The organism is Stenotrophomonas sp. C9D9 (assembly GCF_056491205.1).
The window spans coordinates 727,306-751,059 of the sequence record NZ_JBSZIF010000006.1 but is presented as its reverse complement, the minus strand read 5'-3'; the positions used below and the strand labels follow the sequence as shown (position 1 = coordinate 751,059).

Annotated in this window: 26 protein-coding genes; 9 read left to right on the top strand and 17 right to left on the bottom strand. The window is 67.1% G+C overall.

Annotated elements, in window-relative coordinates; all coding sequences use genetic code 11:
* Positions 1–2 precede the first annotated feature (2 nt).
* From flgC to ACXI0D_RS19015, 3 genes are all read right to left on the bottom strand, one after another.
* Positions 3–410 carry a flagellar basal body rod protein FlgC gene (flgC, locus tag ACXI0D_RS19025; protein WP_049442729.1) on the bottom strand — a complete coding sequence of 136 codons (408 nt, stop codon included), beginning with the start codon at positions 408–410 and terminating at the stop codon, positions 3–5.
* A 3-nt stretch (positions 411–413) separates the two neighbouring features.
* Positions 414–809 carry a flagellar basal body rod protein FlgB gene (gene flgB, locus ACXI0D_RS19020; protein ID WP_005409576.1) on the bottom strand — a complete coding sequence of 132 codons (396 nt, stop codon included), beginning with the start codon at positions 807–809 and terminating at the stop codon, positions 414–416.
* A 149-nt stretch (positions 810–958) separates the two neighbouring features.
* Positions 959–1,903 (bottom strand): chemotaxis protein, encoded by a 945-nt coding sequence (locus tag ACXI0D_RS19015; RefSeq protein ID WP_014037130.1) that lies wholly within the window; start codon positions 1,901–1,903, stop codon positions 959–961.
* Between the two features lie 141 nt (positions 1,904–2,044).
* Here ACXI0D_RS19015 and flgA point away from each other — a divergent pair, with 141 nt between their 5' ends.
* The 4 genes from flgA to ACXI0D_RS18995 all read left to right on the top strand — a co-directional run bounded on the left by flgA (position 2,045) and on the right by ACXI0D_RS18995 (position 4,729).
* Positions 2,045–2,701 (top strand): flagellar basal body P-ring formation chaperone FlgA, encoded by a 657-nt coding sequence (gene flgA / locus ACXI0D_RS19010; RefSeq protein ID WP_049442728.1) that lies wholly within the window; start codon positions 2,045–2,047, stop codon positions 2,699–2,701.
* A gap of 75 nt (positions 2,702–2,776) precedes the next feature.
* Positions 2,777–3,082, top strand: coding sequence for a flagellar biosynthesis anti-sigma factor FlgM (flgM, locus tag ACXI0D_RS19005; RefSeq protein WP_479642982.1), 306 nt, complete (start codon positions 2,777–2,779; stop codon positions 3,080–3,082).
* The gene (locus ACXI0D_RS19000; RefSeq protein ID WP_014037132.1) at positions 3,079–3,417 is read left to right on the top strand and encodes a FlgN family protein; all 339 of its coding nucleotides are present in this window, start codon (positions 3,079–3,081) and stop codon (positions 3,415–3,417) included. The genes flgM and ACXI0D_RS19000 overlap by 4 nt, the downstream gene beginning before the upstream one ends.
* Before the next feature lie 91 nt (positions 3,418–3,508).
* Positions 3,509–4,729 carry an ATP-binding protein gene (locus ACXI0D_RS18995; RefSeq protein ID WP_014037133.1) on the top strand — a complete coding sequence of 407 codons (1,221 nt, stop codon included), beginning with the start codon at positions 3,509–3,511 and terminating at the stop codon, positions 4,727–4,729.
* A 94-nt stretch (positions 4,730–4,823) separates the two neighbouring features.
* On the opposite strand, the gene ACXI0D_RS18990 is transcribed toward ACXI0D_RS18995, so the two are convergent.
* On the bottom strand, positions 4,824–6,596 hold the full coding sequence (locus ACXI0D_RS18990) for an EAL domain-containing protein (protein ID WP_119006226.1): 1,773 nt from the start codon (positions 6,594–6,596) through the stop codon (positions 4,824–4,826).
* 4 nt (positions 6,597–6,600) lie between these two features.
* On the bottom strand, positions 6,601–8,703 hold the full coding sequence (locus tag ACXI0D_RS18985; protein ID WP_119006227.1) for a sensor histidine kinase: 2,103 nt from the start codon (positions 8,701–8,703) through the stop codon (positions 6,601–6,603).
* A gap of 130 nt (positions 8,704–8,833) precedes the next feature.
* Between ACXI0D_RS18985 and ACXI0D_RS18980 the strand changes: the two genes are divergently transcribed.
* Entirely contained in the window at positions 8,834–11,593 is a 2,760-nt protein-coding gene (locus tag ACXI0D_RS18980) for a bifunctional diguanylate cyclase/phosphodiesterase (RefSeq protein ID WP_479642981.1), read from the top strand.
* A gap of 383 nt (positions 11,594–11,976) precedes the next feature.
* On the opposite strand, the gene ACXI0D_RS18975 is transcribed toward ACXI0D_RS18980, so the two are convergent.
* The 8 genes from ACXI0D_RS18975 to ACXI0D_RS18940 form a co-directional block, all read right to left on the bottom strand.
* Entirely contained in the window at positions 11,977–12,483 is a 507-nt protein-coding gene (locus tag ACXI0D_RS18975; RefSeq protein ID WP_479642980.1) for a hypothetical protein, read from the bottom strand.
* 137 nt (positions 12,484–12,620) lie between these two features.
* Positions 12,621–12,968 carry a hypothetical protein gene (locus ACXI0D_RS18970; RefSeq protein ID WP_432591806.1) on the bottom strand — a complete coding sequence of 116 codons (348 nt, stop codon included), beginning with the start codon at positions 12,966–12,968 and terminating at the stop codon, positions 12,621–12,623.
* A gap of 97 nt (positions 12,969–13,065) precedes the next feature.
* Positions 13,066–13,281 (bottom strand): hypothetical protein, encoded by a 216-nt coding sequence (locus ACXI0D_RS18965; protein WP_014037139.1) that lies wholly within the window; start codon positions 13,279–13,281, stop codon positions 13,066–13,068.
* A gap of 98 nt (positions 13,282–13,379) precedes the next feature.
* On the bottom strand, positions 13,380–14,570 hold the full coding sequence (locus ACXI0D_RS18960) for a methyl-accepting chemotaxis protein (RefSeq protein WP_049445390.1): 1,191 nt from the start codon (positions 14,568–14,570) through the stop codon (positions 13,380–13,382).
* A gap of 173 nt (positions 14,571–14,743) precedes the next feature.
* The gene (gene hflD, locus ACXI0D_RS18955; RefSeq protein WP_479642979.1) at positions 14,744–15,358 is read right to left on the bottom strand and encodes a high frequency lysogenization protein HflD; all 615 of its coding nucleotides are present in this window, start codon (positions 15,356–15,358) and stop codon (positions 14,744–14,746) included.
* Positions 15,355–16,497: a tRNA 2-thiouridine(34) synthase MnmA gene (gene mnmA / locus ACXI0D_RS18950; protein WP_049445387.1), complete on the bottom strand. Its 1,143-nt coding sequence runs from the start codon at positions 16,495–16,497 to the stop codon at positions 15,355–15,357. The genes hflD and mnmA overlap by 4 nt, the downstream gene beginning before the upstream one ends.
* A complete protein-coding gene (locus tag ACXI0D_RS18945; RefSeq protein WP_049445384.1) occupies positions 16,494–16,955 on the bottom strand; it encodes an NUDIX hydrolase in 462 nt (153 codons plus the stop codon). Before ACXI0D_RS18945 ends, mnmA begins: the two co-directional genes overlap by 4 nt.
* Before the next feature lies 1 nt (position 16,956).
* Positions 16,957–17,430 (bottom strand): hypothetical protein, encoded by a 474-nt coding sequence (locus tag ACXI0D_RS18940; RefSeq protein ID WP_049445381.1) that lies wholly within the window; start codon positions 17,428–17,430, stop codon positions 16,957–16,959.
* Between the two features lie 112 nt (positions 17,431–17,542).
* Between ACXI0D_RS18940 and clpS the strand changes: the two genes are divergently transcribed.
* On the top strand, positions 17,543–17,869 hold the full coding sequence (gene clpS / locus ACXI0D_RS18935; protein WP_005416477.1) for an ATP-dependent Clp protease adapter ClpS: 327 nt from the start codon (positions 17,543–17,545) through the stop codon (positions 17,867–17,869).
* A gap of 137 nt (positions 17,870–18,006) precedes the next feature.
* Here the strand turns inward: clpS and ACXI0D_RS18930 are convergent, their stop codons facing one another.
* Positions 18,007–18,819: an APH(6) family putative aminoglycoside O-phosphotransferase gene (locus ACXI0D_RS18930; protein WP_049445378.1), complete on the bottom strand. Its 813-nt coding sequence runs from the start codon at positions 18,817–18,819 to the stop codon at positions 18,007–18,009.
* Positions 18,820–18,957: 138 nt separating this feature from the next.
* Between ACXI0D_RS18930 and clpA the strand changes: the two genes are divergently transcribed.
* The 3 genes from clpA to ACXI0D_RS18915 all read left to right on the top strand — a co-directional run bounded on the left by clpA (position 18,958) and on the right by ACXI0D_RS18915 (position 21,995).
* Entirely contained in the window at positions 18,958–21,243 is a 2,286-nt protein-coding gene (gene clpA / locus ACXI0D_RS18925) for an ATP-dependent Clp protease ATP-binding subunit ClpA (RefSeq protein WP_049445375.1), read from the top strand.
* 111 nt (positions 21,244–21,354) lie between these two features.
* Positions 21,355–21,699 (top strand): type II toxin-antitoxin system RelE/ParE family toxin, encoded by a 345-nt coding sequence (locus tag ACXI0D_RS18920; protein WP_233490860.1) that lies wholly within the window; start codon positions 21,355–21,357, stop codon positions 21,697–21,699.
* 8 nt (positions 21,700–21,707) lie between these two features.
* Positions 21,708–21,995 (top strand): HigA family addiction module antitoxin, encoded by a 288-nt coding sequence (locus ACXI0D_RS18915; protein WP_049445372.1) that lies wholly within the window; start codon positions 21,708–21,710, stop codon positions 21,993–21,995.
* Positions 21,996–22,053: 58 nt separating this feature from the next.
* Here ACXI0D_RS18915 and ACXI0D_RS18910 read toward each other — a convergent pair whose 3' ends face one another.
* The 3 genes from ACXI0D_RS18910 to aat form a co-directional block, all read right to left on the bottom strand.
* Complete coding sequence (locus ACXI0D_RS18910) at positions 22,054–22,548, bottom strand: hypothetical protein (protein ID WP_479642978.1); 495 nt, start codon at positions 22,546–22,548, stop codon at positions 22,054–22,056.
* 89 nt (positions 22,549–22,637) lie between these two features.
* Positions 22,638–22,856 (bottom strand): translation initiation factor IF-1, encoded by a 219-nt coding sequence (infA, locus tag ACXI0D_RS18905; RefSeq protein WP_005409596.1) that lies wholly within the window; start codon positions 22,854–22,856, stop codon positions 22,638–22,640.
* 86 nt (positions 22,857–22,942) lie between these two features.
* Positions 22,943–23,683 carry a leucyl/phenylalanyl-tRNA--protein transferase gene (gene aat / locus ACXI0D_RS18900; RefSeq protein WP_479643108.1) on the bottom strand — a complete coding sequence of 247 codons (741 nt, stop codon included), beginning with the start codon at positions 23,681–23,683 and terminating at the stop codon, positions 22,943–22,945.
* Positions 23,684–23,754 lie beyond the last annotated feature (71 nt).

The following is a 23,754-nucleotide window of genomic DNA, read 5'->3' as shown; positions in this document are numbered from 1 at the left end:
CCTCAGCGGCCCATGGTCAGGGTGGCCAGGGCCAGTTCCTTGGCGGTAGTCAACATTTCCACGCCGGCCTGGTAATTGCGCGAGGTCGAGATCAGGTTGACCATCTGCGCCACCGGATCGACGTCGGGCTGGTAGATGTAGCCATCGGCGTCGGCCAGCGGGTGGCCCGGCTCGTAGCGCTTGATCGGCGCGGCCTCGCTCTGGGTGATCTCCTTCACCTTCACCGAGGTGATGTTCGGATCGCTCTTGCTGGTGACCGCCTGGAAGATCGGTTCCAGCGGCTTGTACACGGCGTCGGCGGAACCGGCGACGGTGTCGGCGTTGGAGAGGTTGGAGGCGATGGTGCTCATGCGCACCGACTGCGCCTGTAGCGCGGAGCCGGCGATATCGAAGATCGGCAGGTTGCTCATGGCTCACTGCCCCGTGATCGCGGTCAGCATGGAACGCACCTTGCTCTCGACGAAGCTGAGCGAGGCGCGGTATTCCAGTGCGGCGCGGCCATAGGCGGCACGCTCGGCATCGGGGTCGACGGTGTTGCCGTCCAGGCTGGGCTGCACGCCTTCGCGCGCGATCTGGAACGGGTTCAGGCCACTACTGATCTCGTAGTGCTGCTCATGGGTGGTGGCCATCAGGCCATTGGCATCCTGCCCCTGGGCATGGCGCAGGGCGGCATCGAAGTCCAGGTCCTGGGCCTTGTAGCCGGGAGTGTCGGCATTGCCGAGGTTGCTGGCGATCAGCTTCATCCGCTGTTCGCGCAACGGCATGGCCTGGGCGTGGACGCCCAGGTAGTCGGTAATCAGGTTGCGCACGGTGCACTCCCACGGGAACGTTGCCCGGGAAGCTGCAAGGGGTGTGCCAAAGGCGTGGGGTCAGATCCCCGCAGGGGCTCTGACCCCGTGGTTGACGCATTGCGATGCGGGGTCGGAGCCCGTTCCGGGATCCGACCCCTCGGCGGGCCTTACGCCGCCAGCGCGACCTTGCGCAGGCGGTCCAGCACGAAATCGGCCAGCTCGTGCGGCGAGTACTTGGCGACGAAGGCGTTGGCACCCACGCGCTCAACCATGGCGTTGTTGAAGACGCCCGACAGCGAGGTGTGCAGCAGCACGTATAGGCCGGCCAGGCCCGGGTGGCGCCGGATTTCCGTCGTCAGCGTGTAGCCATCCATGGCCGGCATCTCGATGTCCGAGATGACCATGGCATAGCGCTCGGCCGGGTTCTCGCCCGAGGCGTGGACCTGCAGCAGGTGGTCCAGCGCCTGCTTGCCGTCGGAAAGCAGGGTGGCACCCACGCCCAGCTGGTCCAGCACGCTGCGGATCTGCTGGCGGGCCACGCGCGAGTCGTCCACCACCAGCACCTGCAGTTGCGGGCCATCGGCGGGCATGGCCATTGCCGGGTCGAGTACCGCTTCTCCGCGCACCTGGGCGATATCGGCCAGCACGCTCTCAACGTCGATCACCTGGATCAGCTCACCCTGGAAGCGGGTCACCGCGGTCAGGTAGCTCGACTCGGCGCCCAGCTCCGGCGGCGGGTGGATGTCTTCCACCGCGATGTTGACGATGCGTTCGACGCCGCTGACCAGGAAGCCCTGGATCGAGCGGTTGAATTCGGTGACGACCAGGTAGCCCGGCGATGTGTCCGCATCGGGCTCGCGCTCGGGGTGACCGATCGCCAGGCCGAGGTCCAGCACCGGTACCGAGCGGCCGCGCACGTCGGCCACGCCGGAAAACTGGCTGGGCAGGCCGGGCACCTGGAACAGCTCCGGGCGCCGCAGGACTTCCTGCACCTTGAAGACATTGACGCCAAAAAGCTGACGTCCGCCGAGACGGAACAGCAGCAGCGCCAGGCGGTTGTGGCCGGCCAGTCGGGTCCGCTGGTCGATCCGGTTGAGCAGGTCATGGGACATGGCTGCTGTATCGGCGTGGTGGGTACGGAACTTGAGCGCTTTTGCAGCGTCGAGCCATGCTCGACTCTACAAAAGGCGGCCCCGTCGATCTGGCACACCCCTTGCACGCACCTGGGCCAGATCCTTTCGACAGGAGGCGCCATGCGCCGGGTCACATCCCTATTCGCCATCGCGCTCGCCGTGGCCGCGCCGTGGGCGACCGCTGCGGACTGGCAGCCGGTGGCCAGCATCCGCACCGCGGCGCTGTCGACACTGCCGGCCGGCAGTGAAGGCGAGGCGCAGGTGGCCGATGCGCTGCGCCTGCCGAAATGCGGCGGCGCGTTGCAGGTGCAGCCCACGGCCAACACCACGGTGGAGGTCAGCTGTCCCGATGCGGGCGGCTGGCGCCTGTTCGTGCCGGTGAAGGTGCGGCGCAACCAGACCGTGCTGGTGCTCAACCGCGGAATCGGCACTGGAGAAACCCTCACTGCCGCCGATATCACCACTGCCCAGCGTGACGCTGCCCGGATTGCCGGCGCGGTGCTGTCCGATCCCAATGCGGCGATCGGCCGCATCGCCCGCCGTCCGTTGCAGGCCGGAGCCCTGCTGTCGAACAACGATCTGGTGGTCCAGCGTCTCATCAAGCGAGGAGACAATGTGGCCCTGGTGTCGCGCCGCGGCTCGGTCGAGGTCCGCATTGCCGGCCGTGCGATGGGTGATGCGGGTGAGAACGAACGGGTTTCGGTCGAGAACCTGTCCTCGCGGCGGATCGTGCAGGGCACGGTCGATGCCGCAGGTGACGTAATCGTGGCGCGTTGAATTACCGCAAAATATCCCTAAAGATCACGGCCCTGCGGCCGTTATCCCTTGTGAACGGCAACTCCAGGACACCCCATGAGCCAGAAAATCGACGGCAACCTGCAGGTCCCCCAGGCACTGCGCAGCGTGACGACCCCGGCCAACAAGCCCGGCGTCAGCACCGATGCGGCGGCGCGCCCGGTCGAGGCGGCCGACAGCCTGCGCCTGACCGGCGAGGCCACCAGTCTGCAGGCCATCGAGCGTGAGCTGACCACCGCCCCGGCGATCGACGCCCAGCGCGTGGCGGCCGTGCGCGAGTCGCTGCAGAACGGCACCTACAAGATCAATCCGGACGCGATCGCATCGCGCATGCTCGATCTGGACCAGCAGCTGCACGGATGACTGCGGCGATGAGCGAGCCGCTGCAGCGTCTCGCCCAGGCCCTGGACGTTGAGCGCCAGGCCCTGGTCGAGCACGACGTGCACGCCCTGATCCGGGCCACTGGCGCCAAGCTGGAAGCGCTGCGTGCGCTGGAAGGCGCGCCACCGGTGGGCGAGGGCGAACAGCTGCAGGAACTGGCCGAGCGCAACCGCGCCAACGGCGTGCTGCTGTCGCGCCGCCGCCGCGAGGTGAACTGGGCGCTGCGCCAGCTCGGCCGCACCGAAGACGCCTCGGCCTACGATGCCAAGGGCCAGTCGCACACGGTCAGCATCGGCCGGCCACTCGCCGTCGCCTGACGCGACGGCGGTCGCACAACTCCTCCCGGCGGGCTGAAGCCCGCTGCATGACCGCGTATATTGGGCGCCTGTTCGAACGCCCCGAGTTGCCGTGTCCGCTGCCAACGCCCTGGTTACCGCCCCCCTTCCGCCGCAGCCGGTGCTGCAGGCCCTGCTTGAGCGCCTGCGCGAAGGCCTGCTGCTGTTCACCGATGACGGGCAGGTGGCCCTGGCCAATCCGGCCGCGCAGAACCTGCTGGCCAGTGGCGAGGACGGCGGGCTGCCGCCGCCGCAGCGGCTGCGCGAACTGCTGCCCCCCGATGCGCTGGAACAGGCTCGCCAGCACGGCCACTGGAATGGCAGCCTGCCGCTGGGCGAGGGCGTGGTCATCGCCCACCTGTACCATCATGGCCCGGTCGGCGAAGGGCATTTCCTGGCCCTGTTCCGCCACATCGAAGGGCAGGAAGACTACGAGCGCGAACTGCAGCAGCGCCACGCCGAGCTGCGCCAGGCCTACCTGCGCCTCAATGGCACCCAGGAAAAACTGCTGCAGTCCGAGAAGATGGCCTCGATCGGCCAGCTGGCCGCCGGCGTCGCGCACGAGATCAACAACCCGATCGGTTACGTGCACTCCAACCTGGGCAGCCTGCAGGAGTACCTGCGCAGCCTGTTCACCGTGATCGAAGCCTACGAGCGCGCCCTGCGCGCGCCGGACCCGAAGGCACTGATTCCGGAAATCGACGACATCCGTGACCGCCTGGACATCGATTTCATCAGCCGCGACCTGCCGCAGCTGATGGCGGAATCGCGCGAAGGCATCGAGCGCGTCACCCGCATCGTGCGTGACCTGAAGGACTTCTCGTATTCCGGCCGCGACGAGTCGTGGAAGCTGGTCGACCTGCACGCGGGCCTGGAATCGACCATCAACATCATCTGGAACGAACTCAAGTACAAGGTCACCCTGGTGCGCGAGTTTGGCCAGTTGCCGCTGGTGGAGTGCCTGCCGTCGGAGTTGAACCAGGTCTACATGAACCTGCTGCTCAACGCCGGCCATGCCATCGCCGAGCGCGGCACGATCACCGTGCGCACCGGCGTCGATGGCGATCACGTGTGGGTTGAATTCGAAGACACCGGCGGCGGCATCTCGCCGGAACTGCGCCAGCGCATCTTCGACCCGTTCTTCACCACCAAGCCGGTGGGCAGCGGCACCGGCCTGGGCCTGTCGATCTCCTACAGCATCATCAACAAGCACCACGGCCGCATCGACCTGGACAGCACCCCGGGCGTGGGCTCGCGCTTCCGCGTGGTGCTGCCGGTGAAGCAGCCGCGCTGACCGCACCTGGTAGTGCCGGCCGCTGGCCGGCAACCTCATCCAACCCGACACCCCAGAGCAGCCGGCCAGCGGCCGGCTCTACCGGAGGGGATCATCACCGCAGCGGCCGATCCTCGCCACCATCCCCGGTTTCCACCGGCGCCGGCCCGGCATTGCTGCGGCGCTGTTCCTCGTAGGTGCGGAACGCCTGGTGGATGTGCTTGCGCAGCTCGTCGTCGTTCCACGGCTTGGTCAGGAAGCGGTAGATCGCGCCGCGGTTGATCGCGTCGGTCACCGTGTTCAGATCGGTATAGCCCGACAGCACCAGGCGGATCGTGTCCGGGTACAGCATCTTCACCCGGCCCAGGAACTCGGTACCGCTCATGTCGCTCATGCGCTGGTCGGACAGGATCACCTGCACGTCGTTGATCGCCAGCAGGTCGAACGCATCGCGTACGTTGCCGGCCGCCAGGATCCGGTAGCCGTCGCGGCGGAACAGGCGCACCAGCGAGCGCAGCACGTTTTCCTCATCGTCCAGCAGCAGCAGCGTACGGTCCGGGCGCGTCTCGGCGAAGGCCTCCGGACGCAGGTAGCGGCGGCGCAGGGTCATGCCGGCGGCATCGGCCGACATCGGTTCGCCGAACAGGTAGCCCTGGAACACATCGCAGTCGTTGCGGCGCAGGAAACCCAGCTGGGCCTGCGATTCCACGCCGTTGGCGATCACGGTCATGCCCAGCTGGTGGCCCATGGCGATGATCGCGCGGGCGATGGCCGCCTCGCGGTTGCCGGCCGGCGCGCTCTTGATGAAGCTGCGGTCGATCTTCAGCTTGTCCACCGGGTAGCGCACCAGCGCGCTGAGGCTGGAGTCGCCGGTGCCGAAGTTGTCCAGGCTCAGGCTGATGCCTTCGTTGCGCAGGTTGGCCAGCGTTTCATGGACGAAATTGACGTTGTTGGTCAACGCACTCTCGTTGATTTCCAGCGTCAGCATCTGCGCAGGTACGCCCGCCGCCTGCAGCAGGGACATCACCTCGGCGAAGAAGTTCGGCCGCAGCAGCTGCAGGGTGGATACGTTCACCGCGATGGTGAAGTCATCGAAGCCCTGGTCGCGCCACAACCGCGCCTGCTTCAACGCGCCTTCCAGCACCCAGGTGCCGATCTGCACGATGATGCCCAGCCGCTCGGCGGTGCGCATGAAGCGCTCCGGAACCAGCATGCCCAGGGTCGGCGACTGCCAGCGCAGCAGCGCTTCCATGCCCACCACGTGGCCGTCGCGGGCGCTCACCAGCGGCTGGTAGCGCAGTTTCAGCTCGCCATTGGGAATGGCATCAACAATCTGGCGCGCGATGATGCTCTCGCTGTGCGCGCTCGGCGGGGTGTCCACCGCATGGATGCGCACGGCATTGCCGCCTTCGCGGGCGGCCTGGTACAGCGCATCCTCGGCATGATCGAGCAGGCGCGACGTGCTGCTGGCATGCTCCGGGCACAGGCTTACGCCCAGCTTGCCGGTCATGAACAGCGTGTACGGCAGCACTGACAACGGCAGCTCCATCTGCTGGCGGATCTCTTCGGCGAAATCTTCCGGCAGCGGCAGATCCGCAGTGCGCGGCACCGCGATCAGGAATTCGTCGCTGCCATGCCGCCACAGCTTGCCGCGCCCGCGCAGGTAGGACTGCAGGCGCTGCGCCACCAGTACCAGCGCCTGGTCGCCCACTTCGGCACTCATGTTCTCGTTGACCGATGCGAAGTGGTCGATGTCCACGTGCATCAGCATCAGTGAGATGCCGCCGGAGGCCGCCTCGGCAACCATCGCCTGCAGCTCGGGGTTGCCGGCGCCAAGGCGGTCGGGGGCATCATCGATGCTGACCGGGGGCAGGTTGGGATTCCACATAGGCTCAGTATTCCGGTGAATCGACGGCAGCCATGCTGGCCGCCTGGTAGGGGAGGTGGACGTCGATCAGGGTGCCTTCGCCATGCGCGGATTCGATCCGCACGTGGCCACCGACGCTCTGTGCGCGCTCGCGCATCACGATCAGGCCCAGGCCGCGCGGGCCGTCCGGATCGAAGCCCTCGCCATCATCGCGGATCTGCAGGTGCAGGCCGCGCTGGCCGACGTCGCGCAGTTGCAGCAGTACCTGGCTGGCGCGTGCATGGCGCAGCGCATTGGTCAGGCTTTCCTGCGCGATGCGGAAGCAGGCTTGTTCGATGCTGTTGTCGGGGCGATGTGGCAACGGCTCGATCTCGGCCAGCAGCTCCACCGGGGAAGAGCGGAACAGCACACGCGCCTGCCAGCTCAGCGCTGCCTCCAGGCCCAGTGCATCCAGCTGCGGCGGGCGCAGCAGGGTGGAGATGTCGCGCAGTTTGGCCACGGTGGTGTCGGCCAGGCTGACGATCTGCGCCAGATCCTCGCCACGGCGCTTCGGATCGTCCTCATCCTGCGCCGCATGCGCCGACAGCTTGATCGCGGTGATGGCCTGGCCGATGTCATCGTGCAGGTCGCGCGAGATCGCACGACGCTCGTCCTCCTGCAGCGAGAACAGCCGCCCGGCCATCGCCTGCAGTTCGCGGTTGCTGGTTTCCAGCGCGCTGCGGGTGCGTTCGGAATCGCTCAGGTCGCGCACGATCAGCAGCTTGCAGTCGCGGCCGCCGTAGCGCACTTCGCCCACCGCCAGGCCGGCATGGAAGCTGCGGCCGTCGCCACGCTGCATGGCCACCACGCTGCTGTGGCCGGGCCCCAGGTGGGGTTGGCCGGCACGCAGCTGGCTGCGCACCCGCGGCAGGTCGGCGGCAGCGACCAGGGCCGACAGCGGCTCACCCAGCAGGGTGTGGCTGCCGTAGCCGAACAGGCCGGCGGCCCAGGCGTTGGCGTACAGCACATGCTCGTCGGAGAGGATCACCACACCGTCGGGCAGTACCCGCACCAGCTCGCGGAACTGTTCCTCGCGCTCGCGCAGCAGGCGCCGCGACTGCTCGCGCTCGGTCACGTCCTGCAGCGTGCCCAGCACACGGTTGCGGCCGGCTTCGTCGATACCGCTGGCCGCCCGCAGGTGCACCATCAATGCCCGGCCGTCCATCGACAGCAGCGGTAGCAGCACGTCCACCTGTACCGGCTCGCCGCAGCACAGTTCGGCCAGCAGCTGTTCGGTCTGGGTGGCCGTGGCCGGGTCGGCCGGCACCAGCAGCTCGTCGAAGCGGTGCCAACGGCGGGCCTCGGGCGGGCGGCGGCCGAGCAGGCGATAGACCTGGTTGGAGTAGCGGCCCAGCCCGGTGGACGGGTCCAGCTCCCAGGCGCCGATGCGGGCCAGCTCATGGGCTTCCTCCACCCGCGCCAGCGCCTGGTCGCGGCGCAGCTGGGCCAGATCCTCGGCGGTGCGGTCGATGGCGATCAGCAGGCGGGCGTTGTGGCCGTCGTAACTGATGGCGTTGGAACGCAGTTCCATCTGCCGCAGCGAGCCATCGCGCAGCTGCAACTGGGCGCGCAGGATGCACAGCTCCTCGGGTGCTTCGCGGATCGCCTCCAGCTTGGTCTGCAGCGCCTGGTCCTGGCCAGGCGGCCACAAGGCGTCGATGGTCTGTTCTAGCAGCTCGTCGCGGTCCCAGCCGAAGGCACTGCAGGCGGCAGGGTTGGCATCGAGGATCGCCAGCGTGTCCAGGTCGTAGACCAGGATCGGGCCGGGGTTGCCCTCGAACATCTGCCGCAGGCGCAGCTCGGAGGCCTGCTGGCGCGCATGGGTATGCAGCACGTGTTCGGCCAGCGGGCGCAGCAGCAGGTACAGCAGGCCCGCGCTGGCCAGCGCGAAGAACGAACCCTTCAGGCCCTGCCACAAGGCCGCCTGCTGCGGGTCCGGCACCAGCGCCTGCACCACGCTGTCGGTGGAGATCATCCAGGCCAGCGCCATCGCCAGGTAGCTCAGCACCACCCGGCGCCGGTCACGGCTCAGCGCCTGCGCCATCCGCGGGTCGGGAACTGGGGCGTTGCCGGTCGGTTCTGCGGGCATGGACGGGGCGGGTGAAAGGGGCGCCGGTCATCTTACCCCGCAGCGTGCCGTGACCACTCAATTATCCGCCGCAGGCGCCGTTAACCACTGCGTGCCCCGCTGACGGGCGTGTCATCCGGAGCAAGATCGCGTGGACCAAGGGATCATCGCCAGCCTGCTGCAGCACCCGCTTGCGTCGGCGCTGGTCATCGTCGACCGTACCGGGCGCCCACTGGCGGCCAACCCGGCTGCGCGCGAGCATGGCCTGCCAGCCACCGTGGCTGCCTATGCGCCGATGCTGGAAGATCTGCGCCTGATGGCGGCCGATGGCGGCATCGTGGCCTGCACGCTGCCGGGCGGCCCGCGTGGACACTACGACGGGCACCTGCGCGCCGTGCACGACGGCGCCGGCAATCTGCTGGCGTTCACCCTGAGCATTCCCGAGCCGGTGCCGGTCGACGGTGGCGGGCGCTGGGAGCTGGCACTGGACAGCGCCGGCCACAGCCTGTGGGACTGGGACATCCCCAGTGACCGCGTGGCGCGCACGCCGGCACTGGGCGACGAGACCGCCACCGAAATGCTGGCGCGCGTGCACAGCGAGGACATCGCCCAGGTGCGCGCCGCGCTGGATGAGCACCTGCGTGGGCGCAGCGAGCAGTACAGCGCGCAGTTCCGCTTCCGCCAGGCCGACGGGCAATGGCGGTGGGTGCTGGATCGCGGCCGCGTGGTCGCGCGCACCGCCGATGGCCAGCCATTGCGCATGGTCGGTACACATACCGACATCGAGCAGCAGAAGCAGCTCGAATCGCTGCTGCAGGAACAGCAGCTGCACTTGAGCGAGGCGCAGCGCATCGCCAGCATGGGCAGCTGGTCATTCGACCCCAACAGCGGCCACTTCTGGTGGTCGCCGGAACTGCGCTCGCTGCTGGCGCTGGAGCAGGGCGCCGTGCCCGGCCAGCGGCGCTGGCTGAAGCAGCTGCACCCGCGTTCCCGAGGTGCGCTGCGCGCAGCATGGCGGCGCCTGTGGCGTGACGGCCGGGCCGCCAATCTCGAGCTGGAGCTGACCCGCGGCCATGAACCTTCGCAGCATCTGCGCCTGTGGATGCAGCCGCTGCTGGACATGGACGGGCAGCCCAAGCGCCTGCTCGGCCAGGTGCAGAACATCACCGAGCAGCACCAGACCGACGCGTTGATCCGCTGGCGCACCGAGCTGCTCAACCGCGTTTCCGCGCTGGGCCGCATCGGCGGCTGCGAGATCGAGGTACAGACCCGGCACATGCAGTGGACCGAGGAGTGCTATCGCATCCATGGCCTGCGCAAGGAGCCGATCACCCTCGATCAGGCGATGGCGCTGTATACCGAAGACTCACGCGACGCGTTCGAGGCGGCGCTGGTCCGCATCGCCGGCGGCGGCCTGCCCGAGCAGCTGGACCTGTGCTTCTACCGCCAGTCCGGCCTGCGTGTCTGGGTGCAGGTGCTGATCGAGCTGGATCGTCGTGATGGCCTGCCGCCGCGCTTCGTGGTGCTGTTCCGTGACATCACCCGCGAGCGCGAGGCCAACGAGCGCATCGAGCTGCTGGCCCACTACGACCTGCTGACCGGCCTGCCCAATCGTGTGCTGCTCGGCGAACAGACCGCCGAAGCCATCGAGGAAGCGCGCGACCGCGGTACCTCGCTGGCGATGCTGTTCATCGACCTGGACGGCTTCAAGACCATCAACGACAGCTTCGGTCACGCCACCGGCGATGCGCTGCTGAAGGCCGCCGCTACCCGCCTGCACCAGAACCTGCGCAACAACGACCTGTTCGGCCGCTTCAGTGGCGACGAGTTCATCGTGGTGCTGCGCGACCTGGCCGAGCCGGAAGACGCGGGGCATGTCGCCCGCAAGCTGATTGCCTCGCTGGCCGAGCCGCTGCGCCGTGGCGAGACCACGTTGAAGGTCGGCGCCAGTGTCGGCATCGCGATGCTGGGCGATGCCCAGACCGACTTCGATTCACTGCTGCGTGCCGCCGACGCCGCCATGTACGCGGCCAAGGAAGCAGGACGCAACACCTACCAGTACTACAGCCAGGACGCATTGGCCCGCATCCAGCGCAAGCTGGAGCTGGAGCACGCGCTGCATGGCGCGATCGAGCGTGAAGAGTTCAGCCTGGCCTACCAGCCGCTGCTGCACGCGCACCAGGGCGAACCGCCGGCGATCGAAGCCCTGCTGCGCTGGCACCGGCCCGGCATCGGCTACTGCAGCCCGGCCGAGTTCATACCGATTGCCGAGAAGTGCGGTGAGATCGTCCGCATCGGCGACTGGGTGTTGAATGAAGCCTGCCGCCAGGCGACCGCGTGGGACCGCGCTGGACTGCGCTTCGACCGCATCGCCGTCAATGTATCGGCGGTGCAGCTGCGTGATCGTGGCTTCGCCGAACGCGTGATCGAGATCTGCCATGCCCACGGCTGGCCGCCGCAGCGGTTGGAGCTGGAGCTGACCGAGTCGGCGCTGATCCGTGACACCGACATCCTGCGGCATTGCTTCGACGTGCTGGAACGGCACGGCGTACCGCTGGCGGTGGACGACTTCGGTACCGGCTTCTCGAACCTCAATTACCTCAACCGTTTCCCGGTGGGGCGCCTGAAGATCGACCGCAGTTTCGTGCAGGGCATGCTGCATGATTCGGGCACGGCCGAAGTCACCCAGGCCATCGTGCACCTGGGCCACGCGCTGGGCATGAAAGTGGTGGCCGAAGGCGTGGAAACGCACCAGGAAGAAGACCTGCTGCGCCGCCAGGGTTGTGACGAGATCCAGGGCTACCTGTACTCGCGCCCGCTCAGCCCGCGCGACCTGGCACAGTGGCTGCGCCAGCAGCACCCCGCACCGATGCGTACCGACGCCAGCAGCGAAGCCGTGCTGGTGCGCTGACAGCCCGACGCTGGTGTAGCCCGGCTCTGGTGGGTGCCGATTTTGGTGGGTGCCGACCGTTGGTCGGCACGGATGCCCGCGCTCGCGATCATCCACGCATGGCGTGGATCTACTTCAGATACAGACACCTGCTCTGGTGGGTGCCGACCGTTGGTCGGCACTGATGCCCGCGCTTGCGATCATCCACGCATGGCGTGGATCTACTTCAGATACAGGCATCTGCTCTGGTGGGTGCCGACCGTTGGTCGGCACTGATGCCCGCGCTTGCGATCATCCACGCATGGCGTGGGTCTACTTCAGATACAGGCACCTGCTCTGGTGGGTGCCGACCGTTGGTCGGCACGGATGCCGGCACCTCGCGATCATCCACGCATGGCGTGGATCTACCTCGGAAACTCCGCCTTCAACTGCATGCGCAGCGCCTCGACGATGGCCGCGTAGCGTCGCTTCTGGACCAGATAGCTGGCCAGGAACAGCGGCAGCACCAGCAGCATGGGCGCCACCATCGGGCGCATCGCTACCAGCGGCAACAGCAGCAGTGACAGGATCGCCACGAACCAGCTGCACAGGCCGATCACCCGCACCTCGTGCCGTCGCGCGTTGAGTACGATACGACCGCGCATCACCGGGAAGTAGCGCAGGCCGAAGCTCGGCGCGAAGCTCTCGCGGAATGCCATGCTGCCGTCGGGGAGCGCATGGAAGGCCAGGTGCAGCCATTTGTCCTGCGGCAGGTCACGTTCCAGGCTGTCCAGCGAGAGCCGGGCCTGCATGGCCGGTGACGCCGAGATGCGCTCATTGAACAGGGTGATGCCCCAGCTGAAATAGCCGGCCACCCAAGCCATCAGAAGGACGGTCTCGATCAACAGTACTGCGATCAGGGCGATGGCCATCGGTCTTCCATGAGCGGGACCGGGGCATCATGCCACAGCGATTACGCCACGCTGGTAGATCCACGCCATGCGTGGATGTCGCAGCGAGATCCAGGTGCCACACCGGCAGATGAAAGCCACCCCCGCAAGTCGTGGATCTACCGGTTCATCAATGCGATGCCTGCGATCGAATAGCTGGCGATCAGCAGTCCGAACACATACGCCGCCACGATGATCAGCCAATACGTCACCGGCTCGATCTCCCGCCATGCATCAATGGTGCCGGCGCGGTGGTGGCTTAGATGGACATGCCCGGTATTGATCGCACTTGCCGCCATCCAGGCGCATAGAAAGGCCATCAGCATGAAGAGCAGGCTGCCGAACAGGAACGCGACAGGTCGATGCCGGGGCGGCCGCAAGGTGGCGTAGGCGGGACGCCAGGTGAAGGTGACCGCGATGAGCACCATCGCAGCAAATCCCAGCCAGGTCATGAACGTGGTGCTCATGCGACGACACTCCGTGTCCAGCCGTAGGGGGCGTGGGTGGATCATGCCATGGGTGTGGAACGGGTGGCGGTGAACGCCATCCACGCGTGGCGTGGATCTACTTCAGCGCTTCCCCATCCAACCCCAGGTCCCACGCCAGTCCCAGCAGCGCCTCATCCGCCCGCGACGGGCCAGGCCGCGCATCCGCCAGCTGCTGCAGCTCACGGATCTCCTCGCGTGCTACCTCTTCCAGCTGCTGCAGCTGCTCACGCACGCTCGCGTTGCGCGGGCGGTCGGTGTCGGCGAGGGAGGGCAGGGCACGGATCAGGGTCATGGTGCGCGTACAGGATGCATCCAACGGCAGGCTACAGGCAAAGGCCCCGGACGAACCGGGGCCTTGCGGGCTGCCGGCAACGGCAGCGGACATCAGGATCAGAACAGCTCGACCGTGCCAGCGCCCATGGTCTGCTGGGCGACCGGCTTGTGCGGCGGGCGCTCCCACTCACTGCGCAGTTCGCGCAGGCGGCTGCCGGTGCGCTGCAGGGCGGTGGCGATCTCTTCGTCGAACACGCCGCCATTGCGGTGCAGCAGTTCCTGCAGGGCCACCGCTTCGCGGTTGATCGCAGTCAGGCGGTCCAGGTGGGTGTGCACGCCGCCCAGCGCCTGGGTGGCAATGTCTTCGAACTGCAGGGCGCGCACGGCTTCGGCCACGCTGCCGTCGATCGAACGGGCGCACTCGGAGACTTCGCGCATGCCGTCGCCCAGCGAGGCATTGATCTGCGCGACGTTGTCGAGCATTGCCGCTGCTTCCTGGCGCGCTTCGCGGGAGCGGTCCATGTCACGCGAGGCCATGTGCGAGACCGTCTCGCGCACCTTGGCGATGGCGTCCTTGGAGCTGTGCGCCAGCTTGCGGATCTGCTCGTTGAAGGTGGTCGAGCGCTCGGACAGGTTGCGCACTTCGTCGGCGACAACCGCGAAGCCACGACCGGCTTCACCGGCACGCGCAGCTTCAATGGCAGCGTTCAGGGCCAGCAGGTTGGTCTGGTCGGCAATCGACTTGACGTCTTCCAGCAGCGCGAAGATGCCATCCAGGTGCTGCGCCATCTGGTCGATGTGCTGCACGGTGGTGCTGCTCTGGCCGCTCACCTGTTCCAGCGCTTCCACCAGCTGTTCCATGCGGTGGCTGGCGTGCTGGGCGAAACGGGCAACGTCGAGGCCGGCATTGCCTTCATCACCGGCGCGGTCGACGATGCGCGACAGGGCCTGGCTCTGCTGGCGCGACTTGCGGTTCATCGCATCGAAGCTGCCGCCCAGGCTGGACACGGCCTGGCGGATCAGGTCACGGGCGCGTTCCACTTCGCCGCGCGAGCCGTCGATTTCGTTGCCGACGAAGCTGCGCAGCTCGGTCAGCAGCTGGTCCTGCTCACGCAGGACACGGGCATGTTCCGGGGAGCGATGCGCCTGGGCGCGGGTGGTCCACCACGCAAAGCCGAGCCAGCTCAGCGTCATCGTGGTCAGGATCGCCCAGCGCAGGGCGGCCGGCCATTCGAAACCGATGGCGAAGGGGAGCAGCAGGGTCAGAGCCAGGGGGGCGGCCAGACGGATGAAAATGCGTGAGTACATGGACGTTCTCGGGAGGTGCACGGAGGATGTATCGGCCGTACCCCCTTTCTCTTTAACGTCGATGTGCCTCGAAGTGCATTCTGAATGCGCCGGTTTTCCGGCGCTGCCGGGCAACTCGGGGTCAAGCGGGGTCGGATCCCTTTTCCATGGAAAAGGGCTCTGACCCCATGGCCTCACGCCAGCAGGCGGTCCACGGCCTCGATCATCGCCTTGCGGCTGAACAGGAAGTCCCAGTAGCTGCCGCCCAGCTGGCGCCACAGCACCGCCGAGCGCACCGCGGCCAGCAGCAGGGCGCGGATCTCGGCGACCACACCGGCCTGGCCCAGGTAGTGCGGGTTGCCCTGCACCATCACCCGCGGCTTCAGGTGGCTGATGGTGTCGGCATACAGGCCGCCCAGATTGGCCAGTACGTCCGGGTGGCCACTGTCGCCCAGCTCGACGGCCTGGCGCTGGGCGCGCTCGATGCCCGAGGCGACCTTGTTCACGGTCGCCCCGTCCTGCACGAAGCGGCGCTCCAGCTGCAGCACCGACAGGGCCAGCTTGGGCAGGATCGGGTCCTGGCCCTGGCTGCGGAAGTAGTTGTGCAGCAGGCGCAGTCCGGCCTTCAGTGCATGGCGGTCACCGAACACCTCCTGCGGCGAGGACGCATCGACGCGGAACACGCTGTCCACGGCGGTGCGCACGGCGGCGGCGTCGGAATGGCCGGTATCGGCGATGCGGCGTACCTGCTGCAGGGCCTGGGCAATGCCGGCCAAGGCCAGGACGCGGTCGTCGACAGTGAAACTCATGCAGCGATTACCTCAAAAGGGGAAGGGGTGGTGCGCAGGCGCTGTTCCAGCGGCGCATCGGTGGCGGCGATCACCGCGCCGCCCAGGCAGACATCACCGTCATACAGCACCAGCGATTGACCAGGGGTAACGGCGCGCTGCGGGCGCGCAAAGGTGACCAGCACGCTGCCATCGTCCAGCACCTCGACCGTACACGGCTCGTCGGGCTGGCGGTAGCGGGTCTGGGCGGTGCATTCGAAGCGCCGTGCCGGCGGTGAGCCGGCGATCCAGTGCGCGGTTTCCGAACGCAGGCGGTCGGACAGCATCCATGGGCTGTCGCGGTCCTGGTCCACGTACAGCACGTTGCTGGCCACATCCTTGCCGACCACGTACCACGGCGCGGCGGGGCGGCCACGCACGCCGCCGATGTTCAGGCCCTCGCGCTGGCCCAGAGTGAAATAGAACACGCCCGGATGCTCGGCAATCACGCTGCCGTCGGCCGGGTCGAGGATCTGGCCGGTCTTGGCCGGCAGGTAGCGGCCGAGGAACTCGCGGAAATCCCGCTCGCCGATGAAACAGATGCCGGTGGAATCCTTCTTGGCGTGGGTCGGCAGGCCGACGTCCCGCGCGATCCGGCGCAGGTCGCTCTTTTCCAGGTCGCCGATCGGGAACAGGGTGGCTGCCAGCTGTTCCTGGCCCAGTTGGTGCAGGAAGTAGCTCTGGTCCTTGGAGCGGTCGGCGCCGCGCAGCAGCAGCCACTGGTGGCCGCGCTGGGTCACCCGCGCATAGTGGCCGGTGGCGATGCGCTCGGCGCCCAGCTCGCGGGCGGCATCCAGGAAGTGCTTGAACTTCACTTCGCGGTTGCACAGCACGTCCGGGTTCGGGGTGCGCCCGGCCGCATACTCGGCCAGGAAGTGCTCGAACACGCCCTGCCAGTATTCGCTGGAGAAGTCGCGGAAGTGGAACGGAATGCCCAGCAGGCCGCAGACGGCTACCGCATCGCGGCGGTCATCCTCGGCGCGGCAGTCACCGCTGCCGTCGTCGGCCCAGTTCTGCATGAACAGGCCGGCCACGGCCTCGCCCTGCTGTACCAGGCGCCAGGCGGCGACCGAGGAATCGACGCCACCGGAGACGCCCACCATTACACGCGGAGTGCTCATGCGACCTCCCGGACCAGCGAAAGCGGATGGCGCTGGCCACCCAGGTAATCGGCCACCACCTGCCAGACCAGCGGGCTGCGCTGGCGCTCGCCGGCGGCCTGCAGCTCGGCCGGGGTCAGCCACAGCGCGCGGTCGATGCCAGTGTCCAGCGGCTGCGCCGGGTCATGCGAGACCGGGCGCGCCGCATAGCAGAAGCGCAGGAAGGTAGTGCCGTCGCCGGCGGTCCACTGGTAGCAGCCGATGAAATGGGTCAGCTGCACGGTCCAGCCGGTTTCCTCGCGGGTCTCGCGCAGGGCCGCCTCGGCCAGGCTTTCGCCCGGCTCGAGGTGGCCGGCCGGCTGGTTCAGCACCTGGCGGCCGTCGATGGTCTCCTCGACCAGCAGCACGCGGCCGCCGTCGATCACCACCGTGGCCACGGTGGCGTGCGGTGCCCAGCGCGGGTCCGGCGTGGCGTTCAACTCAGAACTCGTCCTTCTTGGTCAGTTCCAGCTCCATCGCGTCGGCGGTGCGGATGGCCGCATCGATGGCGTCGCTGAGCTGGTCGGCGGTGGCATCGGCGTCGATCTTCACCACGAACATGGCGGTGGTGTCCTGCTTTACCCAGCCGCCCATCTTGGCGTCCTGCGAATCTTCCAGCAGGCGGTTGGCCACGGCCACCGGGAACTGCTTGGTCTTGGTGCTGTAGGCCGGCGACCAGATCTCGCGGATGTTGTGGCTGCCGAAATCTTCCACCGCCGAGCGCACGTAGACCATCTGGGTGCGATCACCCTCGACGTCGAAGACCATGCGGTAGTCGCCATCCTCGTCGACTTCGTAGGTGTAGCCCAGCTTGTCCAGGTGGCGGGCCACGGACTTGTCGGCACTGGTCGCGGCGGCGGCAGAGCCGGCAGCGGCCAGGGCGATCAGCAGGGCGGAGAGAAGGGTCCTTTTCATGAAGATCCTGTGAAGCAACGTTGAAAGAAGGTGCAATTGTGACGGTGGGCGTGCGTGCCGTCCAATCTGCGGCGGGCCGACGCAGGCCCGGCGCTGCCTCTATAATGGGTGGATGCCCCATGAGTCCTCCCCCGATTCCCAGCACGAGCACGGCGTTGCCGTGGAGCCCGCGCGCCCGGAAGTGGCGCCGCCGCCGTTCTACCAGGTGATGCTGCTCAACGACGACTACACCCCGATGGATTTCGTGGTGGATGTGCTGCAGCAGTTCTTCAGCATGGACCTGGACAAGGCCACGCAGGTGATGCTGCACGTCCATACCCGCGGCCGCGGCGTCTGCGGGGTGTTCACCCGCGAAGTGGCCGAGACCAAGGTCGCCCAGGTCAACGAATACTCGCGGATGAACCAGCACCCGCTGCTGTGCACGATGGAAAAGGCCTGACCTGCTGCCGGTTCTCGTCCGGGCGTATCGGCACCGGCCGGGCGTGCCCACCAGGGTGGGCACCTACCAGAGCATGAGGCCTGTATCGATCCCGGGCGGCCGTGCCCACCAAGGTGGGCATCTACCAGAACCCTGGCTCACCCCTCCGCCAGCGCCTCCAGCGCCATCCGCGCCACCGCCTCGTCCACGTCGGCCGGGTCGCCGTCATCCCTGAACCACACTGCCGACAGCGCCGTGCTGGCCGCGATCCAGCGCAGCAGGCGCGTGCGCTCCAGGCCGGCCAGTGCGCTGACCTGTTCCAAACGGGCGGCAAAGCGCTCGGGCCGGGTGGCCACATGGATGCCGGCACCGCACAGGTCCGGATTGCTGAACATCGTCGTGTAATCGAACGCGCGGTCGCCCAGCAGCCGCTTCGGGTCGATCGCCAGCCAGCCACGCGCGCCGAAATCCAGCACGTTGTCGTGATGCAGATCGCCGTGCAGCGGCCGGATCTCGCGCTCGTCCCGCAGCAGGCCCTCCGCCAGCGATCTGCACTGTTCCAGCAGTGGTGGCAGCGCCGCCCTTGGCTGCAGCAGGTCGACGAACCATCTACGCAGGCAGACCAGGTCGTCTGGCGGCGCGCTCCGTGGCCGGTGCAGCCGCTGCAGGACCTGGCACAGGAGGGTGGTGCAGGCGTCATCGTCGCCGTCGATCGAACGTTGCCGCAGCGAGTCGCCGCCGGCACGCTCGATCAGGATCGCCGGTCCCTCGTGGGCCAGCAGGCGGGCGGCGCCGTCACCGTCCCACCAGCGCAGCAGGCGATGGCTGTTCTGCTCTTCGGTTTCGCTGCTGACCTTCAGCATCGCCGGTTCGCCGGCGGCGGTCAGCACCGGCCAGAGCTGGGCATGGGGCGTTTCGATGGCCGGGCCATCACGCCGCAATCGCCAGCGGCTCAGGTAGGGTTCGCTCATGCTGGGTGGGCTGTCCTGGAGTGAATGAAGATCAAGCGATTCGCACTGCTAACGCCATCTGAACGCAGCAATCCGCTAGGGTGATGGAAATCGCGTAGTCAGGCCGCATATTGTCCCCATCTGCCGCCGGAGTAATCCATGTTCAGCAAAGACCTCGAACACACCATCGGCCAGTGCTACAAGCGCGCCCGTGAGGCCCGGCATGAGTTCATGACGGTCGAACACCTGCTGTTGGCACTGCTCGACAACCCGTCCGCCCAGGCCGTACTGAAGGCCTGTGGTGCCGACGCCGAACGCCTGCGCCAGGAGCTGGAGCAGGCCATCGAGGCTTCCGTGTCCCGCCTGGCCGAAGATGACGGCCGCGATACCCAGCCGACCCTGGGCTTCCAGCGCGTGCTGCAGCGGGCCGTGTACCACGTGCAGTCCTCGGGCAAGAAGGAGGTCACCGGCGCCAACGTGCTGGTCGCCATCTTCGGCGAAAAGGACTCGCACGCCGTCTATTACCTCAACCAGCAGGACGTGACCCGGCTGGATGTGGTCAATTACCTGTCCCACGGCATCGCCAAGCTGGGTGAGGAGGGCGAGCAGCCGTCCTCTTCCTCCGAGGGCGAGAGCCGCATGGAAGGCGGGGAGGGTGAGCCGAAGGGCGATGCCCTGACCGAGTTCGCCAGCAACCTCAACGAACAGGCCCGGGCCGGTCGCATCGACCCGCTGGTCGGCCGTGCCGATGAGATCGAGCGCACCATCCAGGTCCTGTGCCGCCGCCGCAAGAACAACCCGCTGTACGTGGGTGAGGCCGGCGTGGGCAAGACCGCGATTGCCGAGGGCCTGGCCCGCCGCATCGTCGAGGGCTCGGTGCCCGACGTGCTGGCCGACGCGGTGATCTATTCGCTCGACCTGGGCGCGCTGGTGGCTGGCACCAAGTACCGTGGCGACTTCGAGAAGCGCCTGAAGAGCGTGCTGACCGCGCTGAAGAAGGTGCCCAATGCGGTGCTGTTCATCGACGAGATCCACACCATCATCGGTGCCGGTTCGGCGTCGGGAGGCACCATGGATGCCTCCAACCTGATCAAGCCGGCGCTGGCCTCCGGTGAGCTGCGCTGCATCGGCTCGACCACCTTCCAGGAATACCGTGGCATCTTCGAGAAGGATCGGGCGCTGGCCCGCCGCTTCCAGAAGATCGACATCGTCGAGCCGACCGTTGGCGAGACCTACGAGATCCTGCAGGGGCTGAAGTCCAAGTACGAACTGCACCACGGCGTGACCTATTCCGACGAAGCGCTGCAGGCGGCCGTGGACCTGTCGGTGAAGCACATCGGCGACCGCCTGCTGCCGGACAAGGCCATCGACGTGATCGATGAGGCGGGTGCCCGTCAGCGCCTGCTGCCGGAAGGCCAGCGCAAGGAGCTGATCGACGTCGAGGAAGTGGAGGCGATCGTCGCCAAGATGGCGCGCATCCCGACCAAGCAGGTCAGCGCCACCGACAAGGATGTGCTGCAGCACCTGGAGCGCAACCTGAAGATGGTGATCTTCGGCCAGGACCCGGCCATCGAGACGCTGTCCTCGGCGATCAAGCTGGCACGCTCCGGCCTGGGCAATCCGGAAAAGCCGATCGGCAACTTCCTGTTCGCCGGCCCGACCGGTGTCGGCAAGACCGAGGTGACCAAGCAGCTGGCGCTGCAGCTGGGCATCGAGCTGGTCCGCTTCGACATGTCCGAGTACATGGAGCCGCATTCGATCAGCCGCCTGATCGGTGCGCCTCCGGGCTACGTTGGCTTCGACCAGGGCGGCCTGCTGACCGAGAAGATCGTCAAGACGCCGCACTGCGTGCTGCTGCTGGACGAAATCGAGAAGGCGCACCCGGACATCTTCAACATCCTGTTGCAGGTGATGGACCGCGGCGTGCTGACCGATACCAACGGTCGTGAGGCCAACTTCAAGAACGTGGTGCTGGTGATGACCACCAATGCCGGCGCGGCGCAGGCCTCGCGGCGCTCGATCGGCTTCACCAAGCAGGACCATGCCACCGACGCGATGGAGACCATCCGCCGCAGCTTCACCCCGGAATTCCGCAACCGCCTCGACGCGGTGGTGCAGTTCCAGGCGCTGGGCTTCGAGCACATCCTGCGCGTAGTCGACAAGTTCCTGATCGAGCTGGAGATGCTGCTGCAGGACAAGCACGTCAGCCTGTCGGCCACCCCGACCGCACGCGACTGGCTGGCCCACCACGGCTTCGACCCGCTGATGGGTGCGCGCCCGATGGCCCGCGTGATCCAGGACAAGATCAAGCGTCCGCTGGCCGACGAGCTGCTGTTCGGCAAGCTGGTCAACGGCGGCAAGGTGAACATCGATGTCCGCGACGACGAGCTGGTGGTCGAGACCCAGGCCGAACCGGAGCGCCTGCTGCCGGCGACTGTGGAGTGAGCTGACACCGGGCCTGGCCCGGTGGACCTGAAATGACAAGGGCGGCTTCGGCCGCCCTTGTTGTTCTGGGTCTGTCGCCTGCGGCCTTGCTGGAAGGGTGCGGAGGCATCGATGCTGTTCCGTGAGCGCGATGGGGTGTTGCTTCATTTGTATCGCGCAACGATACGGGATACAGTGATGATCATCGGCTTTCGCCACAAGGGTCTCGAGCGCCTCTACCGTTCCGGCATCAGCAGCGGGATCCGGCATAGTCACACCAGCAGGGTGTTGATGATCCTGTCGATCCTGGATGCGGCTTCGGCGCCCGGGGATCTCGCCATGCCTGGATTGCGCCTCCACAAGCTGCGGGGCGACCTGAAGGGGCATTGGTCCGTATGGGTCAATGGGAATTGGCGGATCACCTTCCGTTTCACCGGTGGCGACGTGGAGCTGCTGGACTACCTGGACTATCACTGAGGCTGCGCATGATTCATCACCACCCACATCCAGGGCAGACGATCAAGGCAATGGTCTTCGATCCGATGGATCTCTCGGTGACCGAAGCGGCCGAGCGCTTGGCAATGTCGCGGGTGGCATTGTCGCGGGTGTTGAACGGCAAGGCGGGCATCAGCCCTGATCTGGCCATTCGCCTGGAAATGGCCGGGGTCAGTACGGCGTCTTTCTGGATGGGGCTGCAATCCAACTACGATCTCTGGCTGGCGCGGCAACACAAGCAGCCACGGGTGCTGCCACTGGTTGCGCCTGCGCGGTGATGCCCTTCATGACAAGGGCGGCTCCGGCCCCCCCTTGTCATATGCGTCATATGCGCTGTCAGCGGCTGCGCTGGCGGGCCTTCTTCTTGAAGGTGGCCTCGTCGACAGGCTCGATCTGCGCCACGATGCAGCGACTGGAATCGGTGTGCAGCTGGCTGCGCCCAGCGGCACACAGCAGGCCCTGCTGGCCGTCGGTGGAGAAACTCAGTTTCCGCGAGTAGCCCGCTGCCGAGCAGTCGTCCTGGAAATGCACGACGTAGTGGTCCTGGCCATTGCGTAGCAGGATGTTGCGCGACGCGCCGGCGCGCACCAGTTGCTGATCGCTGCCCAGTTGGACGCAGTCACTGGCGGCGGAAGGGGTGTCGGCGGCGCGCGCGGGCAGTGCGCTGGTGGACGCGACAACGGCGACGAGCAGAGCGGTCAGCGGGAGCATGTTCATGGCGGGGCAGGGGGATGGCGATCCGGACTGGATCGGGTCCCACGATGCCGCCACGGATGCAGATGCGAATCTGCCGCAAGCAGGGCTGACCGACGTCACGGTGAGTTCGGTCACGATGACCTCCGGCAGGGCCGGATTTCAGGCATGACAAAAGGCCAGCAACCAGGGCTGGCCTTGTCGAAGTGGCGCAGCGCGCCGACCGCTTACTTCATGCGGTAGGTGATACGACCCTTGGTCAGGTCGTACGGGGTCATTTCAACCTTGACCCGGTCACCGGTGAGGATGCGGATGTAGTTCTTGCGCATGCGGCCGGAGATGTGGGCGATGATTTCGTGCCCATTTTCCAGACGAACGCGGAAAGTGGTGTTCGGCAGCGTCTCGCTGACGGTGCCCTCGAACTCGATGGAATCGTCTTTCGACATGTAGTCCTGTGCGGTTCAGAAAACGGCCACGCTGGGCCTAAGGCGCGGTATTTTACGCGTGACGGGCCCAGCTTGCAAAGTTTGTGTTAACCCCCAGCCAAACGCTGTGCCGGCAAGCGTCCGACGGCCTGCGTCCACGGGCCTTCACGGCCGTCACGGCGTACGGCCTGGCGCACGTGCTGCAGGAATTCCGCGCGCGGCAGGTGTTCGGCACCCATCCGCAGCAGGTGCGGATTCTCCACCTGGGCATCGATCAGCGCCCAGCCCCAGCCGTGAAGCGTGGATGCCAGTGCGGCCAGAGCGATCTTGGAGCCGCCGCTGGCGCCACTGAACATGCTCTCGCCGAAGAACATCGTTCCGATCGCCACCCCGTAGATGCCGCCGACCAGGGTCTGCCGGTCCCAGACCTCGAAGGAGTGGGCAAAACCGAGGTCGTGCAACTGGCTGTAGGCCTCGACCATGTCGGGGCTGATCCAGGTGCCGTCCTGGCCAGGGCGAGGTGCCGCCGCACAGGCGCGCATCACCCGGCTGAAGGCAGTGTCGGCGGTGACCTCCCATGTGCTGCCGCGCAACTGGCGCCGGAAGCGGCTGGACAGATGCACGCCATCGGTACGGAACACCATGCGCGGGTCGGGCGACCACCACAGGATCGGCTCGCCCTCGCTGAACCATGGAAAGATGCCGCCGGCGTAGGCATTGAGCAGGCGTGCCGGATGCAGATCGCCACCTACTGCCAGCAGGCCGTCGGGCTGGCGCAGTGCGGTCTCGGCCGGCGGGAAGGGGGCGTCCGGCGCGTCGGCCAGGCGCCAGGGCAGCTGGCGGGTCATGCTGGCATTGTATTCGCCGTGGTGATCGGTGATGTCTGGCACCATCAGCATCCAACGGCAAGGAGCCTGCG